Origin of the sequence: Thaumasiovibrio subtropicus, assembly GCF_019703835.1 — a bacterium.
GTDB lineage: Bacteria > Pseudomonadota > Gammaproteobacteria > Enterobacterales > Vibrionaceae > Thaumasiovibrio > Thaumasiovibrio subtropicus.
In genome coordinates this window covers 136,595-153,541 of record NZ_AP023055.1, presented here as the reverse complement: position 1 = coordinate 153,541, position 16,947 = coordinate 136,595, and the positions used below count along the sequence as shown (strand labels likewise).

Sequence of the window (16,947 nt, the reverse complement as noted above, 5' to 3'; positions counted from 1 at the left end):
TCTGCGCCTCAACTGCTGAAATGAAAAATGTGTCGAAATCACCGCCAACACCAAGCCGCTTGTTAACCCGCCCCTTCTCCTCTGTAATAATCCTTGTTGCGAAAAACAGATTTTCAGTATAAAAACCCACAATTAATAAACATCACAAATAACAATGCTACAAACGAAAAGATTTATTACATATTAATCCAAGTAAAATGAATGTAATAGTATAACATCACTGCCAATTTAATTGATGTTATACCATAACAGTAGTGGAGTATCCCTTGAAGAAGTCTGTGATCAGTCTGTTTGTCTGTAGCGCCTTGGCAGCCCCAGCGGCATTCTCAAGCCCAATTTCAAATCCTGAAATCGGCGTTGTACTAGACGGTTATTACCAGAGCGGTGAGCGTCAACTGTCTGAGCGTGAAGAAGGCTTTGGCCTAGGGCACACGGAAATCAATATGTCTGCCAATATTGATGACAAGTTCCGCGGCTCACTGACAACCGTACTCGAAAGTCATGGTGACCATGCTGACCTACTGATTGAAGAGGCTTTTATTGAGACAACGTCTCTCCCACATGGACTCAACATCAAAGGTGGCCGATTCTTGTCAAGCTTTGGTTCCCTCAACAATCAACATCTGCACGAAGACGCTTTTGCAGAACGTCCCGTTGCTTACCGAAACTATCTTGGCGGCCACTTTTATGATGACGGCGTATCGGCAAGCGTCGTCCTTCCTACTGATTTATATATTCGCTTGGGTGTTGAAGCATTGAGCGGCCAACAGATGTCGGCGATTGACGATCCTTCTACCGTCGGTATCTACAGCGCAACGGCAACCTTTGGCGGCGACATCTCCACGGCTTCTAGCTGGCAGCTCGGCTTCAGCTATCTGCGCAACGACAATGGTCGCGTAGATAGTTTTGGTGATCATGACCATGACCATGACCACGATCATCCTCATCGCTTTGGACATGACCATGATCATAGCCACAGTGCTTCAGTGACAGGTAAACACCTTTACGGCATGGACTTTGTTTGGAAGTGGGCGCCTAACGGCAACTACAAGTATCAAAACCTCACCGTAAGTGCAGAGTGGTTACGACTGAATGATGCGACCAGCCGAGATTACAAGTTCGAGCATGACTACCCCGGCACCCTAGATGCATTCTATCTTTCTGGCGTTTATCGCTTAAGCCCAAGTTGGTCAGTTGGCGCTCGCTACAGTGAAGCCGAAGACTTTGATGTAAAAATGTATGGCCATTACCCGTACTTCAAACGTGAAACGGAAAGAGAGTTCGATCTCATGCTGGCGTGGAACTCATCGCACTTTGGCACTATCCGTGGCCAATACACGCGCGCAGAAAATCAACGCCATGACCGCGAGGACAACATTTTCACGCTGCAGTATGTCATGAGTTTTGGAGCTCACGGTGCCCATGCTTTCTAAATGGCTTAAGCCAGCGACACACAACCAACAATCACGCTTTGCGCCGAAAACGTTAGCGCTACTGGCAATCTTTGCTGCCAGTTACGCCTTACCGAGCCATGCGTTGAATGTCTTTGTTTGTGAACCTGAATGGGGCGCACTTGTGCGCGCCCATGCACCGCATGCAAACATCTATGCGGCGACAACGTCGCGCCAAGATCCGCATTATGTGCAAGCTCGCCCATCGCTGATTTCTCAAATGCGCCGTGCAGATCTGGCAGTGTGTTCAGGGGCAGAATTAGAGATTGGTTGGTTACCGATGCTACAAGCGCGCAGTAACAATGCCAAGGTACAAGATGGGCAATCAGGCATGTTTTATGCCTCTGAGTATGTCGCCATGCTCGATACCCACGACCACGTGGATCGCAGTATGGGAGATATTCACGCTCACGGTAATCCGCATGTTCAATTTGCAGTCAAAGACATGCCTCGTATTTCTACCGCACTGACAGCCCGACTTGTCGACATAGACCCGGATAACGCCCGCCAATACCAAGCAAACGGCATTCGTTTTCGAGGCCACTGGCACAGGCAGATCACGCAATGGGAAGAGGTCGCGGAACCACTTCAAGGGCTAAATGTCGTCGGCTATCACGGCACCTATCGCTATCTATTCGATTGGCTCGGTATCGCGCAAGTGGGTGATTTGGAGCCGAAACCGGGATTATCCCCGACCAATGCCCATATACACTCGCTTGCTCAACTGGGTGCGGATGCGGTCGACCTCATTGTTTATTCATCGCACCAAGACAGCCGCCCAGCAAGCTGGCTTCAGCAGCGAATAGATAAACCCGTGTTGGAACTCCCTCTGACTGTCGAAGGTGACCAAAGCCTCACCGAGATGATCGATATCGTCATTGGCGATCTCCTCAAACAGACAGGGAAACAGACTCACCTTCCTGTGCAGTAGGCATAGGACAGGGCAACCCATTGTTTAAAAATGACAACAAGAATTTGAGACACATTATGAAAAACGTAAAACTAACGCTCGTTGGCGCAGTGGCCGCAGGCCTACTTACTGGCTGTCAGTATCAAGATCAAGAACGTCTCTTGATTTCAGACCTCACCGTAGAAGATCAACAACTACAAGCGTGTATCGACTACAACGTACAGTTCCACCCTGCTAATGCAGGCGCAAAATATGCTGACGAAATCAAGCTAATTGAATGTAATGATGTACGCACGCTGAATGGCATCCACCGCATGCCAAATCTAGAGTTCCTCGGCTTCAACTCAGGTCCACACCTTGCGTCCGCAGAAGACTCTGCACGTCGTGATGCGGCACGCGAGTTATTCCAAGAAAAAACGCTGGGTTATACCTTTGCTCTGCCAGATACATTACATCCTGACCACGATGGTGAGAAGCTAGAAGACCTTGCCCCTCTGGCTACCTTGAAAAACTTGAAATCACTCTGGTTTGAAGAGCAAACCTTGACGGATTTCAGTCCTCTTGCAGAGTTGAACAGCCTTGAACATTTCATGAACCATCGCAGCTTCGAATTTGAAGATCTTTCTTTTGTTTCCCAGCATCCAAATTTAAAGCTGTTGATGGTTATAGAAACGGGGGTTACTGACATCACGCCATTGCAACACAGCGATCAATTAGAAATATTGGCACTTTGGGAGAACAATATTGATACAGATATTAGCCTTTCACATATGGATAAGTTAGTTGAAGCTAATTTTGCTGGCGCATTTCGAAATGCTTCAAACATGCCAACGTTAATCGAGAGCGTCACAAAGTTACCCATCACCGATTATCTTGAAATTAGCTACACTAATCTTACTGATTTACCTGTGTTTGAAACTCACAATCTGCAAAAGCTGAATCTGGACAATAACAACTTGCAGAATACCCAAATGCTGAGTGAGCTAGAGTCAATGAGTCATGTTTGGATGAGTGGTAACAATATCAACGACATTTATGAGCTGTCAAAGCTAAAAGGCCTGCAAGATGTTGAGCTAGCCAGAAATAATCTGACAAGCATTCCAAGTAATATTATCGACAATTTTGTCTCTAATTCTCCGGATATCCGAAGAATCAATCTTTACTGCAATCCAATTCCAGAGACGGACATTGAGGCGCTGAAAGAAGCGCTACCAGATGCGAACATCAACTTCCCTAACTGTGTGCACTAAAAACTGCACACTCAGCACCTAACCGCGCTTCAAGGTTTACCCGTCGACACCCTCTTACTTCAAGAGGGTGTTTTTTCTCGCCACAGCAACCCCTTATCATTAGATAGCGCAATCGACGCCTGTGACTATACTCAAGTCACCTCAAGATGTTTAAGCAAAAGGCTAGGCACGATTTGTTTACCCATCAGCCACGCGATTCAAGGAGTTGAAAAAACCAATGAGAGTAAAAACATTCGCTGCCCTTACCCTGTCTCACCTCGGCATGGCTGCCGCAGGTTTCGCCCTCGGTATTTACCTGCTACCTATCCTCATTGCCCCGCCTGCGCCCACTCAGTCCGAAGTCTCAACCATCGCCAGCCAAGCGCAATTCACTGCTCAGTTCAGGCGTGACCTAGAAGACAGTGACGCATTTCACTGGGGCGAAGGCGAGGTGGCCATTACACCCACGTTTATTACCTTAATGGGCGAGCTCGCACCGGGGCCTGACTACAAGCTCTATTTGTCGCCACAGTTTGTTGAGACAGAAGCCGCATTCAATCAGCTTAAATCCAGCATGGTCCTCGTCGGCGATGTGAAGACCTTCGAGAACTTTGTGGTTCAAGTCCCTCAACACATTGATGTATCGAAATACAGCACGGTCGTCGTTTGGTGCGAAACCTTCGGTGAGTTCATCACTGCAGCAAACTATCAAACTCGACAATAAAACCACCTTGAGGCAAAGTATGGATATGCAACCAAGGAGGTTAAGATGTTTAGTCATATCATGATCGGTTCGAACAATATCCAGCAGTCAAAGCAATTTTATGACGCCATCATGGCGGTGCTCGGCTATTCAGAAGGCATTATTGATGCCAGAGGACGCTGCCTCTATTTAAGCCAAGAAGGGGTGTTAGGCATTACTGCGCCAGTCAACGGTGAGCCTTCTACTGTCGGCAATGGCATGACGGTGGGTTTTAAAGCCAGTAGTCCAGCGCTCGTTGATGCTTGGCACGCCGCTGGGGTGGCAAATGGTGGCACGACATGTGAAGAGCCACCGGGAGTCCGCTCTAGCCCTGAGAGAAAACTCTATCTTGCGTACCTACGAGACCCTTTCGGTAACAAAGTCTGTGCAACGCACTTTATGACAACGACAAAGTAAACGACGCAGGGAAAGATAGTTATACTCAAACCACCTCAAGATGCAGGATTCAGAAGCGGCCTAGCGCGTCGAGTTCAAGGCAAAGGTGTGAAGGAATGGCCTTCCCTTTCAAACACCTTTAACGCAGAAATCGGAGCGCTAATCGCTTCCAAACAACCCACAATGTTCGACGTTACTTCAACAGCAAATTTGCCGAGCAATGTCAGTTCGATAACGCGTTTTTGCATTTATTCATTTATGCATAGGATAAAAAACGCGCTCGGATTGACGATGAAAGAGATACAGAGGAGTGGCGTTAACGTCAAAAATCAACGCAGTCTCAAGGAGCAGAGAGATGATATATTCAGAAATTCAAACAGCGCTACATCGTGAAACGGAAAATACATCCCCTCATCAAACCCTCTCTGCTGGCTTAGATTCGCCAATGCAAGGTGTGAACGAGCTTGCGACGTCATCGGTACGTGCCGCGGTAGCATCTACACAAATGTTCATCAAAGAGTATTTTGGCACCTCTCCACAAGCCAATGTAAACCGTTCATTGGTCGACCAGTGGTGTATGAGCAGTGTTATGCCTCAAGGATGGTCTCTGCCTTCCGAGTGGGACGCCTTTGCCCGCGACTATCAAACCCGAGATGGTTGGATTCGTCTCCACACCAATGCCCAACACCATAGAGAGCGGGCGATTGCGGTACTCGGAGGCGTCACTGCGCCTGAGGAAGCACAAGAGGCGGTTGCGCAATGGCAAAGCCAAGCGCTTGAAACGGCCATTGTTGACGCGGGAGGCTGTGCCGCTAGCTTACGCACCCGGAGCGAATGGCAATCTCACCCGCAAGGTATCGCGATTGCCAAAGCGCCTATTGTAGATTGGCAGCTTGCACCACATGCCAGCCCTGAATGGCAATTGCGATCTCCTCAGCGACCACTACAAGGCCTACGTGTGCTTGACCTCACACGCGTGATCGCAGGGCCTGTGGCAACACGCTTTCTTGCCAGTTTGGGCGCGAACGTGTTACGTATCGACCCGCCTCACTGGGATGAAGGCGGCAACTCCATTGATATCGGGGTTGGCAAAAACTGTGCTGAACTCAACTTTCATCAGCCAGAAGATTACGCCCAATTGATTGCCCTCATTCAATCAGCGCATGTCTTAGTGCACGGCTATCGAAAAGATGCCCTGCCTCGTCTCGGCCTCACCACAGCCCGCCTATCAGAACTGAACCCCGCGCTCATTTCTGTCAGCATCAACGCCTACGGCGCCACGGGGCCATGGGCGCATCGCCGTGGATTCGACAGTTTAGTCCAACGCAGCAGTGGTTTGGCCGTGCAACATGAAGGGGCGATCACCGCCTTGCCCTATCAAGCGCTCGATCATGCAACGGGCTATCTTGCCGCGGCGACGGTCATGCAAGCACTGCGCATACAACACGCTGGAGGAGGTGTCGCAACAGCGCATTTGTCATTGGCTCGTCAAGCACAGCTGATGCTGGACGCCGAGGTCATTGAAGCGCACGAGATGGATAAACCGTCCGCGACAAGCAAAGACTCTTATGCGGCAACCAGTATCGCTGAAAAAACCGATTGGGGCCCCATATTGCGCTTACCGTTACCTTATCAACTAGAAGGTGTTGACGTCGGTTGGGCGACACCGGCTCGAAAACTGCGTTCATCTCCGCCATCATGGTAGGTATACTTAGGCTCCTGTTCAGAAGCGAACAAGCGCATCAAGTGAAAGCAAAAAGGAAACAACCTTGCTAGACGTTAAAACCATTGGACTCTTTTTTATCACTGCTATCGCAGAAATCTTAGGCTGTTATCTGCCCTATCTTTGGTTAAAGGAGGGAAAAACAGTTTGGCTGTTGCTCCCAGCGGCCTGTTTTCTCGCACTCTTTGCTTGGCTACTGTCGCTTCATCCTACCGCTGCAGGACGCGTCTATGCCGCCTACGGTGGTGTGTATATTTTTGTCGCCATCCTTTGGTTATGGCTCGTCGATGGCATTCGGCCAACGGTTTGGGATATCGTCGGTGTTTCTGTCGCTATCTCAGGTATGGCGATTATCATATTTGCCCCACGCGGCGCTTAACGGAAAACTCATCCGCCAAGCGCCTTATGGATCCATGGGCTCAAGCGACTTCAGGGTGCTTGAGCCAACCCTCTATGCCTCTCTGTTAACCAATGATGGTGCCGATTCCGACGCTTTGTAGCGCCTTAAGAAAATCGCCTTTAATGCTGTAAGGTGCGGGAACTCAATCAGCATGCCGATGGTAATCGTCGCATAGATCAATGGCTGATCAGGCATCGCGACCGTGGTCAGTCCGAGCATCAAAGGGGCGTTTCTCGCACCCGTCGTAAATGTCAGCAAGCAATGCTCTGGAAAGGCAAGCTTTGCTACTTTGGCAACCAGTTCACCCACAGCGAATGTCACAATAAAGAAGACAAAAATAGCAAAGAGTAACAGTGGCACAATCGATAAATGAGCTGCCAGTTCATTGATATTTGCTGCAAAAATTTGACCAACTAACAGCATCAAGACAAGTGGAATTAATGCACTACACAAGGGAAGTATTCTATCAATGAATCGATGTAGGCAGAATCGTAATACAGCCGCAGCGATAAGGGGCTGAATAAACCAATCCATGAGTACCGAGAGATCAATTTTATATTCAATCACCGTATTAAAGGCGAGTAGGTACACAGGAAATAACACCAGCTGGCTGATCATATTAATGGGTAATAATGTCGCCCCTAGCTCCACGTTGCCTTTTGCCAAACGGGTAAAACCTAAATACCAATCCGTACAAGGCGCCATAAAATAGATCACAAGGCCCGTATAAAACAGTGGTTTTCCTGATAAGAACAGTGAGGCGATTCCAAAACCAATCAAGGGAATCACCATAAAGTTGAGTATCCAAGCCAGACTAATAAATCGTATATTAGCGCCACCTTTAAAGATCCCTTTTATCGGCACTTCAAATAGCAACAACACCACCAAAGCTAAGATGGTTGGGTCAATATAATTGCCGGCCACACTTCCCATCTTGGGTGACATCAATCCAACTATCGAACCGACAATAATGGCCGCCAGCAGCAAACTGGTTGAGTGAGTAAACAAGCTAACCGTTTTAGCAACACGATTTTTCAACATACATTCCCTCGTCTTTTATCGTTAACAGAAACACTCTTGTGCTTCACAACAGGTGAAATCATCAAGCAACATGCCCGCTTGTTGATAATGACGTAAGATCGACGTGTCTAATTCAAGCTCTGCGCCAATCACACTGCATGGAGTAGCAAATCTGCCGCGAAACTTGTAGATAAAGCACAGCAAGTTGTTGCCATGTACCAGTTTCGGGCCTGCTAAGAAAAGGTTACGGTGCAGGGTCGATTCATCAAAGGTATTAACCTGAGGAAAGCCTTCAGCGTTAACGTCAAACAGCTCAGACGCCGGCCCCAAATACGTATCAAACCCAGTGCAGTTGATTGGTTGCCCGCTACTCGTGAGTAGATCACCCGTCTCAGAGATCAACTCAAAGTGATCACCCGAATTACGCACCTCAATCACCTTGAAGCCTTGCTCAAGATCGACAAGGTCCATATTGGCCATTGAGGCAAGTCGTTCAGAGGTATATGGGCTCAATACACGACTAGGATCATAGGTTGCCTGCTCATCATCGCCTGCTTCAATCAAGGTGACACGTTTGCCACGAATCGCGAGGTTGTACGCGGCATCCACACCGCTCTCGTAAGTCCCAATCACCGCATAATGGTCATCATTGAAATTGTCCCACGAGTCGACACGGCCGTTATGTATACATAGTTCACTGCCTTTAAAGGTGTTCAATCGAGGCGCTGCGTATTCACCGGTTGCCCAGATCAAATACTGGCAATGAAAAGCGTCTCCAGTGGCCGTTTTTAGCCAAAAGCCTTCATCACTATGGGGTGCCACATCGACAATACGCGTCTGCTCATCCACATTGATGTCATAGTGGCGAACGACATTGCGCAAGTATTGGGCATATTCAACGCCACTTGGGTGCTCTTTATGCAAACTAAAGGCGGGGGAAGTATCTGGCGTGATCGCATTTAAATCAGTTTGATGATAACCATTGCTGGGAAATGACGGGGTGATCATGCGCATCTCTTTGGGCCAAGCTTCGAAGCTGCTGCCAATCGTGCTCGCCTCAAAAACCCGCATGTCTTTGTCTTGAATACCCATCTGTTTGAGTAAAGCCGCGCAGCCCAATCCAGCTGGCCCTGCACCGACGATAACAACACTTGTCTCTTTCACCTTCTCTCTCACCTAGTGCAAATTATTGTTATGTTATAACATAATTTAACACTAGGTGATAACGATTATCATTTGATATTCAAGAGGGAGAGATTTGCCTGATCAACACCACTCTCACTCTCGTTGGTTAAAGCAACTTAGGCTTCATTTCGGTTTGCTTAGCGGTAGGCATCGCCGTCGGTTTAGCGGACACGAGATAGACGGCGATCGCAGACAATACAAAACCGATGCCACCTTGCCAACTCATGGTTTCACCAAATGCAATCCACGCTTGCAATGCCGTGACGGGTGGAACCAAATAGAAGGTTGCGGCAACTTTCGATGCTTCACCAAGCCGCACCATGACGAGCAATAGCAATATGGCGGTAAACGACAAACCAAACACCAACCATGCGAGCGCTGCCATAAACGTTGGCGTCCACTCAATTTGATTCGTTTCAAAGATCAGCGCGAAAGGTGTCAGTAGTAGCGCCGCGGCAAAATATTGAATCAAGCCACCCGCAATAAGATCCACATTTGCACAAAAACGTTTTTGATAGAGCGTCCCCAGTGTCATTCCCAATAATGCCAGCGTGACAAAACCCGCCGCAGGCCACCAACCAGCATCCGACTCCCAGCTCAACTTCCCGCCGAGAACAAGACTAATCCCGATGAGGCCAAGCAATAGTCCAAACCATTGAGAAGACGCTAACCGTGCACGACCATTACTGACCAGTATCACCGCCGTAAGCAGCGGCTGTAAACCCACCAGCAAAGAGACTAAACCTGCAGGCATGCCTAAAGAAATCGCCGTAAAACACCCCGCAAGGTACGCGGCATGAATCAACACACCGACCACCATAGAGTGCCCAATCAGCGCCAAAGATGGCAAACGGCGGCGCAACACGATAAGCAAGCCAGAAAAGAGCACAACATTGGCAGCAAATCGCAAACTCAACAGCGTTAATGGCTCTGAATGTTGCAGACCAAATTTGGCACCAATAAAACCTGATGCCCATAAGATCACGAAAACAAACGGCACGATTCTAATCATCATTCTTCCTTTCTATGCCAAGCCACTTAAGTGCCCTCTTGATGACATCTCATTATTGTCTCGCTTGGCGACACTGACCTTTTCATTTACTCTATGCAGGTACAGTTATGGAAAAAAGTGACAGATTACTTCTTTTTATTGGGTACAGATAGAAAGGAGTCTGATCTACGCTATTGGGTAACCACCGCCGAAGGAATTGCAGATGCTCAACGCCGCCAAATATCATCAAGTGAAAGACTACATCGAGGCCGCCATTCAAACGGGTCGATTAGTGGCGGATGAAAAATTGCCTTCCATTCGGGCACTGAGCCAATCGCTCGCCGTGAGTAAAAATACCGTTATCCGTGCTTATCAAGAACTCGAAGCAAGCGATATCATTTATGCCTTACCACGCTCGGGATACCGCGTTAAATCTCAGCAGCCGACATTACCGCCAATTCCCATTTCCCCTGCAGACGTCGATTTACACGCCTTCTCTCATCATATTCTCAAGCACGATCCGACAGAGTTCACTATGCCCGCTGGCTCAGCACACCCGAATATCGATACGCCAGCAATCAAAAGTTTGTATGCGGAGATAGGCCGCCAGAGTCGCCATCAATCCTACTCGCCAAGTCATTACCAACTACCTCCGGGGGATGATGACTTACGCAAAGGACTGGCAAAAGTGAATGAAGAACTTGGGGTGCTTGCGCCTGCATCTGCTATTACAGTGACATATGGCGCACAGCAAGCGGTCAGTTTGGTCTTGCGCGTGTTGACCAAACCCGGTGACATCGTGTTAGTTGAGTCACCGTGCTATTTCGGCATTTTACTTTTGATGGAATCGTTACAACTTCAAGTAGTTGAAGTCCCTAGCCATCCTGCAACAGGCATCGATTTGGACGCGATGCAACAGGCGCTAGATGCTTGGCCGGTGAGCCTCATGGTGCTGACGCCAAATTTTAGTAATCCCACGGGATCTCAGATACCCCTCGCCCACCGCCAGCAGATTTTAGCCATGAGCGGTCATATTCCGATTATTGAAGACGACGTATTTGGTGCCTTACACTTTGATGCAACGCTTCCTCCCCTCTATGCTCTCGATACAGAAGACCGTGTTATCTATTGCAACTCCATGTCAAAAACCCTCGATTCACGGCTACGATTAGGCTGGATCATCGCGGGTAAACACCAGCAAGCACTCGAAAAAATGATGATGGGCGACCACATGGGCAGCATCAACCTCGTCCAAACCGCTGTGGCAAGTTTTCTCAAGACAGGCAAGTATCGCCAACAGCTCCACCGCGTACGCAGACTCTATCAACAAAACCAAAAGTGCTTTCATCAACACTTGTGCGAAGCACTCGACGCCCACGAAAACGTAAAAGGCCGGTATCAACTCACTCGTCCGAAAGGCGGGTTTATTAGTTGGCTTATTTTGCCTGAAGGGGTCGATGGCAATGCCATTTACGATCAGTGCGTCAACGAGAAAATTGGCGTATTGCCAGGATCCCTATTTGGCACAGCGGGCCAGTTTAATCACTGCGTACGCTTTAACAGCGCCTGTTATCGCGATACACCCCAATGGCAAACTGGCATTAGCACCTTCGCTCGCATCGTCTCACACACTGTCTCCCAGCAGTGCTAATCGCAATGAAACACGGCACGATTTCGACCTGCGTCTTTCGCCTGGTAAAGACACTGATCCGCCTCGACAAACGCCGTTGCGTTAGTGCGTAATGAAGCGGCTGGGTAAACGGCACTGACTCCCACAGAAACGGAAACATCCATCATGCCATGCGCGGTCGTCATAGGCTTACCATTGACAGCAGCCAGTAGTGAAGTTACCCGTGCAGACAACCTCGCATCATCTCGCATTAAGCAGAGGAACTCTTCGCCTCCCCAGCGCACCAACATTTCATCTTGGTTGAGCACACTTTGCAAAGCGCGCGCGGTTTGGACGAGGACTTGGTCGCCGACTTCATGGCCATACTGATCGTTAATACGTTTAAACCAATCGATATCGGCTAACACAACACGATAGCTCGCATGTTTGTTCAGTACTTCGAACTGCTCCACTTCTTGTTGATAAAATCGTCGATTGTGGACATTTGTCAATTGGTCCCTAAACGAGATGTCCTGAAGTTCTAAGTTTTTGTGGCGCATGATCTGCGCGCGGCGCAACATGACCAACGCAATCATCACTGCCAACACCGCCCACACCAAAAGCACGCGAAAACGCAGTTTTTCTTTACTTAACTGCACCACTTTCAAATCATTTTGCGTGTTCAATAAATCACGTTCTTGCTGAATTTTCTGCGTTTCTAAAGCAAACTCCAACGCATACACTTCACTGAGTAACTGAGCGCGTTGTCGCTCATGATAGGTTTTGTATAGCGGCAATGCTTCATCACTGCGGCCCACTTTTTCGAGCACCTCAGCCTTTTCGAGATGCGCTTGAATTTGCCAACGCTTGTGATCAAGCAGGAGGAAAATGGCAATCGCGCGATCAATGTCCGCCAACGCCCTTTCAGGATCTTCTAACGCCATTGCACTTCTCGCCGCGATCAGCAAGCAGATACCCAATTGTTTCGGAAAGCTGGTTGCGTATGGGTGCTCATGACAGGCAGTGGCAAGCTGCAACCCTTTCTCATGTTCGCCCAATAGGTTCTGAAGACGTGCTGCCCCTTTTAAGTCAAGAATTTGATAGAAAGGTGGCGACGCATCGGAGAGATACTTCACCGAACTCAGGTAGGCCTGTTTGGCTTTTTCGCCATCGCCCAGCTTGATATAGACAAAGGCTTCATTGAGTAATATCACTTGCATCAAGGAAGGTTTATCCAACCCTTGTTGTTCAAAGATCTCTCGGGCACTTTGTAAGTGTGTCAGGGCTTTTTCCCACTGCTCCAAATGCACATAAAGCAACCCCAAATTATTATAAAATCGTGCATTAAACTCATTGTCTGGGTACTTCTCACCCAGAACTAAACCTTGGGTAAAATAAAGCTGAGAGAGTTTCAGTTGATTAGTCGAGTTGTAGAGAATGCCACCGATGTTATAGGCGTTAAGTAGCAACAGCTCGGCGTTATGCGTTTTTGCTTGCCTCACCGCCATGTCAATGAACTCCAGCCCCGTTTGATAATCACCACGACGCAGATAGAGCTCCGCAAGTTCAATATTGAACTTGATTTCAAACCAAGTCAGCCCGTGCTCCTCAATAAATGCAGTCAGCTTGGCGGCCGTCTCTTTTTGCTCACTTGGTTGGTTTAAGGCTAAATGGCAATGCCACTTGATCCAATGAAGGTATGCCCACTCGCGTTCAGTATACGTCGCAAGTTGTGCTGCATTGATCGCGCTAATCTGTGCCAACACCGCCGCAGGGTCAGATTCACTTAGGCCACGCCACTCAAGCAGACGTTGGCCTCTCGCCGTGTTTTGAAAAGCCACTTCTGGCGAGTCAAGCACCGTTGTTTCATCAGAAAATGAAATAGGATGGAAGTAAAGCACATCCAACATAGCCGCGATAAGCAAGACTAAGCCACAAGCACCGATGACCATGGGATTTCTTTTGATTATCGTCACTTCCTCTTACTACCCCAAGTGCTGTTGTAACACTGTGTGAGAAATGTACAGGTATTTCATCATTCGCTCTTCCCTCGCATGTAAGGGCGCATATCATACCTATTTCGACATAGGATTAATAACTTAGATAAATATATACCCTATAAGCCAATACACACCACTTAAAGGATGAAGATGACAGACTCGCACCACTTCTCTATCAATACGCAGAAAGCGCAAAACAAAAAAAGCGCCAGCACATCACCGTGCTGGCGCTTTCTCTCTTTGCTGGACTTATGCTCAAGACGCGCCCCACTCTGCAAGTATTTTACGTCCGCTATCGCTGTGTCTTATGATTTAGCTGGCTAAACCCTTAAAACAACCTCTCGATGGCAAACGGAATCATTATCTACTCGCAAAACAGGTGGCTTGAGCATCAAGCGATTATTTTAAGTAAGCATCAATGCTCAACAGTGGATACTTCATGCGATAGTTGGTTGCTTCACTTTTCGCACTATCCCACACTAAAGGCTGAACATAGACTCCCGTGATCGCTTGATTGGCCGCAAGTTCACCTTTCATCACTGCGATCTCCTGATTGATTTGCTCAATCGTTAACAAACCAACATGCTCAGTACCCGTTTTCACTGATAACACACGGTGACTTTTACTACGATCTTTCCCCTCGGTTTTCACTTTGGCCACTACCGTGAACTCGTAGTAAAAATCGGCTTGGTTATCACCATCTTTTGTGACATCAACTTGAATCAAGGTTGGCTTCGGCTGAGTAATGTTGACATCTCGAGCAGTAGTCGGCGCTGATTTATTATGGTCAAAATAGCTGTAGCTCGTAAAAGTGCCACCCTGCGTGTCGTAGAACTGGTATCTGAACAACGTCGGTACATCCGTTAATTCCACCGTATCGTCGCGGAAATAACCATCAAGATATGGCGCATCTTGTCCGGTAAGCAGTTGGTACCATTTACTCAAGCTCTCGTCTTCAAGCTCGTAGTAATCCCCAACCTTAGACAGGCCTTCTTTGTCGTTCCACATGATCGCATCTTTGGTGATGCCCATGTCGTAAGCGCCTGTTTTCTCATTCCACGCTTCAATTTTTACCGTTTGCAGCACAGGCTCCAAAGGTTGGTCGCCAACCACAGGTTTTGTCACATTTTGCACATTAAATTGCAGGACAAAGCTAGAGTGAACCGTTTGTTTTTCAGCCTCTTGCTTCACAATCACATTGTGCATGGTGCGCTCAAACGTACCTTGTAGAGAGGTATTGGCTTTTTCAAAACCAAAGTCATAGATATGCTGGATATAATTGACTGACTCAATATCATCGCCGTCAGATTCATAAATCGACACTCGAGCCACACTAGCAGGATCGATCTCTTCAGGTAACCACAGTTTATTGCGTCCTAAACGTGGTGATTTGTAGTAGACAACGTCGCCATCGGTGTTGAGAAGATCAAGGGAGTAGTAACGATCTGATCTAAATACAGGAAACGAGAAGAACACTTCACCCTCATCAGTCCCCCAGTAAAGGGTGCCATCTGTGACAACATCTTGGTCATAGAGTGTGCCGCCCAGATCTTGATAAGCTTGTGAAGCCAACACGAACGGCTTTCCACCCTCTTTATTGATTTGGATTCGGTAGACTTGCTCTGTTAAAACGATATCACTATTCGATAAGTCAGCAACCAGCTTGACCTGACCATCATCAATACCGAAGTCTTTTTCGACAAAGGTGTAGATGACATCATTGCTTTCATCCAACAGAGTCACCTCGTAGTCAGCCAGGAAGTCAGTTTGATCGGTAGCAAACGCCACTTCGGCTTCGTAGCTCACATCTCCCTCAAGATTGATCACTTTCACAACGCCAGCTGATTTCAACGCGGGGTACTGCTTTTCCGCATCGATAGTATCTTGGCGATCTTGCAGATCAATGCCTTGTGCCTCTGCTTGCCACTCTTTCTCTTTTAGCGCTAAAACCACATCAGGATCATCATAAACTTGTGCAATTTGCTTCAGTTCCTCAAGGTTACTCACTGCGTCATCAGCGGCAACAGCAAGCTGGCTTTTTGCATCCGCGTTATCATCCAAATTTGCTAAAGTGACACCAAGTTTACGCGCAACAAGTTGAGCAGTTGCATGCACAGCTTGATAGTCTTCATCCCCTGCGCGTCCCTTTTCAACAAAGTCTGCAAACAAATCTACATCTTCATCTAAACCCATTTTTTCGCGAAGCAACACCTCTGCAGCTTCAATACTCTCCTGTGAGTAATCTTTCGCGTTGGCTGCCAATAAGGTTGTCATTGGACTGACAAAAGCATGACGGCCAGGCGGCGCTACCAGCGTATAAGGGTTAACAACGGTTTCTTTTGTGTCGTCATCAATGACTGAGCGATCAACGATAGCAATGATGGGATGGCGATTCGCTTGATCTAGATTTTCTATTTCAATGCTATATTGGCCATTCTCATCACTATGACCTTGCGGCTCTTCTGCATCGCAAAGCATATTATTATTTATATCTAGGCAAACAGTTGCACCTTGCAAATAACCGTCAGCGACCTTACCTGACAAACTTTCTTTTTTTCCGCTAACCGGTGACGAAGTTTCAGAAGAACCTCCATTACAACCTGATAAAACGGCCAAAGCTAATATCGATAGAGATATTCTCTTCATGTTCTGTCCTTAATGATTTTTATGGGTTCAAGCTATTCCAGCACGTTCTCTGCGTGCCAATCGGCATATTTGTAACACATAAAAACTATCGATAATAACCTCTCGACTTTGACAAACTGAGCTAACGCCAGCAAGGCTATAAAAGGGCCAAAAAAGCATAAAAGGTAATAGAAACCCTCAATAAACAGCTGAAGATCACCACAAATGAAACCTAAAAGGAATTCAAAACAAATGAATTATTCCCAAGTAAAAATCCGACCTTGTACTCTACGAGTCCAGTTAGGCGCTGCGCCACCGTTATGTAAACGATTACTTAAATAAACGCTATCTGCGAATAAATAATCGTACAGCACGCCGATTGAATAGCACAACGTTTTGACAAACAGTTATTCACAACACTTTATCGATCCACCTTACGAATTAATAATTTCACCATAACCATTTATTATATCAAGAGATAAAGATCCCGACGTCATCACTACAATCATACGTACCAAATAATATAACCTTTAAGGCAATGATTTTTCTTCCACACAATACTGAGTACTTTTTTAGATTATCTTTAACATCCGTTAATTTTTATTTTGATCAAGTTCTCATTTATTGATATTTGTGAGTGACGATGGATATTAGTTGGCAAAATAC

13 protein-coding genes are annotated in these 16,947 nt (G+C 47.3%); 8 read left to right on the top strand and 5 right to left on the bottom strand.

The annotated features are described in order from the left end of the window. Positions 1-266: 266 nt before the first annotated feature. The 7 genes from TSUB_RS16990 (at position 267) to TSUB_RS16960 (ending at position 6,830) form a co-directional block, all read left to right on the top strand. The gene (locus tag TSUB_RS16990; RefSeq protein ID WP_087018550.1) at positions 267-1,433 is read left to right on the top strand and encodes a hypothetical protein; all 1,167 of its coding nucleotides are present in this window, start codon (positions 267-269) and stop codon (positions 1,431-1,433) included. Continuing rightward, on the top strand, positions 1,423-2,382 hold the full coding sequence (locus tag TSUB_RS16985) for a metal ABC transporter solute-binding protein, Zn/Mn family (protein WP_087018548.1): 960 nt from the start codon (positions 1,423-1,425) through the stop codon (positions 2,380-2,382). Before TSUB_RS16990 ends, TSUB_RS16985 begins: the two co-directional genes overlap by 11 nt. Before the next feature lie 56 nt (positions 2,383-2,438). After that, positions 2,439-3,611 carry a leucine-rich repeat domain-containing protein gene (locus tag TSUB_RS16980; RefSeq protein ID WP_087018546.1) on the top strand — a complete coding sequence of 391 codons (1,173 nt, stop codon included), beginning with the start codon at positions 2,439-2,441 and terminating at the stop codon, positions 3,609-3,611. A 217-nt stretch (positions 3,612-3,828) separates the two neighbouring features. Then, positions 3,829-4,314 (top strand): DM13 domain-containing protein, encoded by a 486-nt coding sequence (locus tag TSUB_RS16975; RefSeq protein ID WP_087018544.1) that lies wholly within the window; start codon positions 3,829-3,831, stop codon positions 4,312-4,314. 45 nt (positions 4,315-4,359) lie between these two features. Next, positions 4,360-4,749, top strand: coding sequence for a VOC family protein (locus tag TSUB_RS16970; protein WP_087018542.1), 390 nt, complete (start codon positions 4,360-4,362; stop codon positions 4,747-4,749). 334 nt (positions 4,750-5,083) lie between these two features. Then, positions 5,084-6,433 carry a CoA transferase gene (locus tag TSUB_RS16965; protein WP_087018540.1) on the top strand — a complete coding sequence of 450 codons (1,350 nt, stop codon included), beginning with the start codon at positions 5,084-5,086 and terminating at the stop codon, positions 6,431-6,433. Between the two features lie 64 nt (positions 6,434-6,497). Then, positions 6,498-6,830 carry a YnfA family protein gene (locus TSUB_RS16960; RefSeq protein WP_087018538.1) on the top strand — a complete coding sequence of 111 codons (333 nt, stop codon included), beginning with the start codon at positions 6,498-6,500 and terminating at the stop codon, positions 6,828-6,830. 72 nt (positions 6,831-6,902) lie between these two features. Here TSUB_RS16960 and TSUB_RS16955 read toward each other — a convergent pair whose 3' ends face one another. The 3 genes from TSUB_RS16955 to TSUB_RS16945 form a co-directional block, all read right to left on the bottom strand. After that, positions 6,903-7,892, bottom strand: coding sequence for an arsenic resistance protein (locus TSUB_RS16955; RefSeq protein WP_202819739.1), 990 nt, complete (start codon positions 7,890-7,892; stop codon positions 6,903-6,905). Positions 7,893-7,913: 21 nt separating this feature from the next. Further along, complete coding sequence (locus tag TSUB_RS16950) at positions 7,914-9,035, bottom strand: NAD(P)/FAD-dependent oxidoreductase (protein ID WP_087018536.1); 1,122 nt, start codon at positions 9,033-9,035, stop codon at positions 7,914-7,916. Between the two features lie 127 nt (positions 9,036-9,162). Then, positions 9,163-10,071 carry a DMT family transporter gene (locus TSUB_RS16945; protein WP_087018534.1) on the bottom strand — a complete coding sequence of 303 codons (909 nt, stop codon included), beginning with the start codon at positions 10,069-10,071 and terminating at the stop codon, positions 9,163-9,165. Between the two features lie 199 nt (positions 10,072-10,270). Between TSUB_RS16945 and TSUB_RS16940 the strand changes: the two genes are divergently transcribed. Further along, entirely contained in the window at positions 10,271-11,698 is a 1,428-nt protein-coding gene (locus TSUB_RS16940) for an aminotransferase-like domain-containing protein (RefSeq protein ID WP_087018532.1), read from the top strand. On the opposite strand, the gene TSUB_RS16935 is transcribed toward TSUB_RS16940, so the two are convergent. Both TSUB_RS16935 and TSUB_RS16930 read right to left on the bottom strand, forming a co-directional pair. Continuing rightward, a complete protein-coding gene (locus TSUB_RS16935; RefSeq protein WP_087018531.1) occupies positions 11,695-13,608 on the bottom strand; it encodes a tetratricopeptide repeat-containing diguanylate cyclase in 1,914 nt (637 codons plus the stop codon). The two genes, TSUB_RS16940 and TSUB_RS16935, sit on opposite strands and share 4 nt — an antisense overlap. 447 nt (positions 13,609-14,055) lie before the next feature. Next, a complete protein-coding gene (locus TSUB_RS16930; RefSeq protein WP_087018528.1) occupies positions 14,056-16,302 on the bottom strand; it encodes a hypothetical protein in 2,247 nt (748 codons plus the stop codon). Between the last annotated feature and the right edge of the window lie 645 nt (positions 16,303-16,947).

What these genes read in the sequence shown, in the direction of transcription:
- TSUB_RS16985 (WP_087018548.1), top strand. Translation starts at nt 1,423, where the DNA reads ATGCTTTCTAAATGGCTTAAGCCAGCGACACACAACCAACAATCACGC.
- TSUB_RS16980 (WP_087018546.1), top strand. Translation starts at nt 2,439, where the DNA reads ATGAAAAACGTAAAACTAACGCTCGTTGGCGCAGTGGCCGCAGGCCTA.
- TSUB_RS16975 (WP_087018544.1), top strand. Translation starts at nt 3,829, where the DNA reads ATGAGAGTAAAAACATTCGCTGCCCTTACCCTGTCTCACCTCGGCATG.
- TSUB_RS16970 (WP_087018542.1), top strand. Translation starts at nt 4,360, where the DNA reads ATGTTTAGTCATATCATGATCGGTTCGAACAATATCCAGCAGTCAAAG.
- TSUB_RS16965 (WP_087018540.1), top strand. Translation starts at nt 5,084, where the DNA reads ATGATATATTCAGAAATTCAAACAGCGCTACATCGTGAAACGGAAAAT.
- TSUB_RS16955 (WP_202819739.1), bottom strand. Translation starts at nt 7,892, where the DNA reads ATGTTGAAAAATCGTGTTGCTAAAACGGTTAGCTTGTTTACTCACTCA.
- TSUB_RS16945 (WP_087018534.1), bottom strand. Translation starts at nt 10,071, where the DNA reads ATGATGATTAGAATCGTGCCGTTTGTTTTCGTGATCTTATGGGCATCA.
- TSUB_RS16940 (WP_087018532.1), top strand. Translation starts at nt 10,271, where the DNA reads ATGCTCAACGCCGCCAAATATCATCAAGTGAAAGACTACATCGAGGCC.
- TSUB_RS16935 (WP_087018531.1), bottom strand. Translation starts at nt 13,608, where the DNA reads ATGGTCATCGGTGCTTGTGGCTTAGTCTTGCTTATCGCGGCTATGTTG.
- TSUB_RS16930 (WP_087018528.1), bottom strand. Translation starts at nt 16,302, where the DNA reads ATGAAGAGAATATCTCTATCGATATTAGCTTTGGCCGTTTTATCAGGT.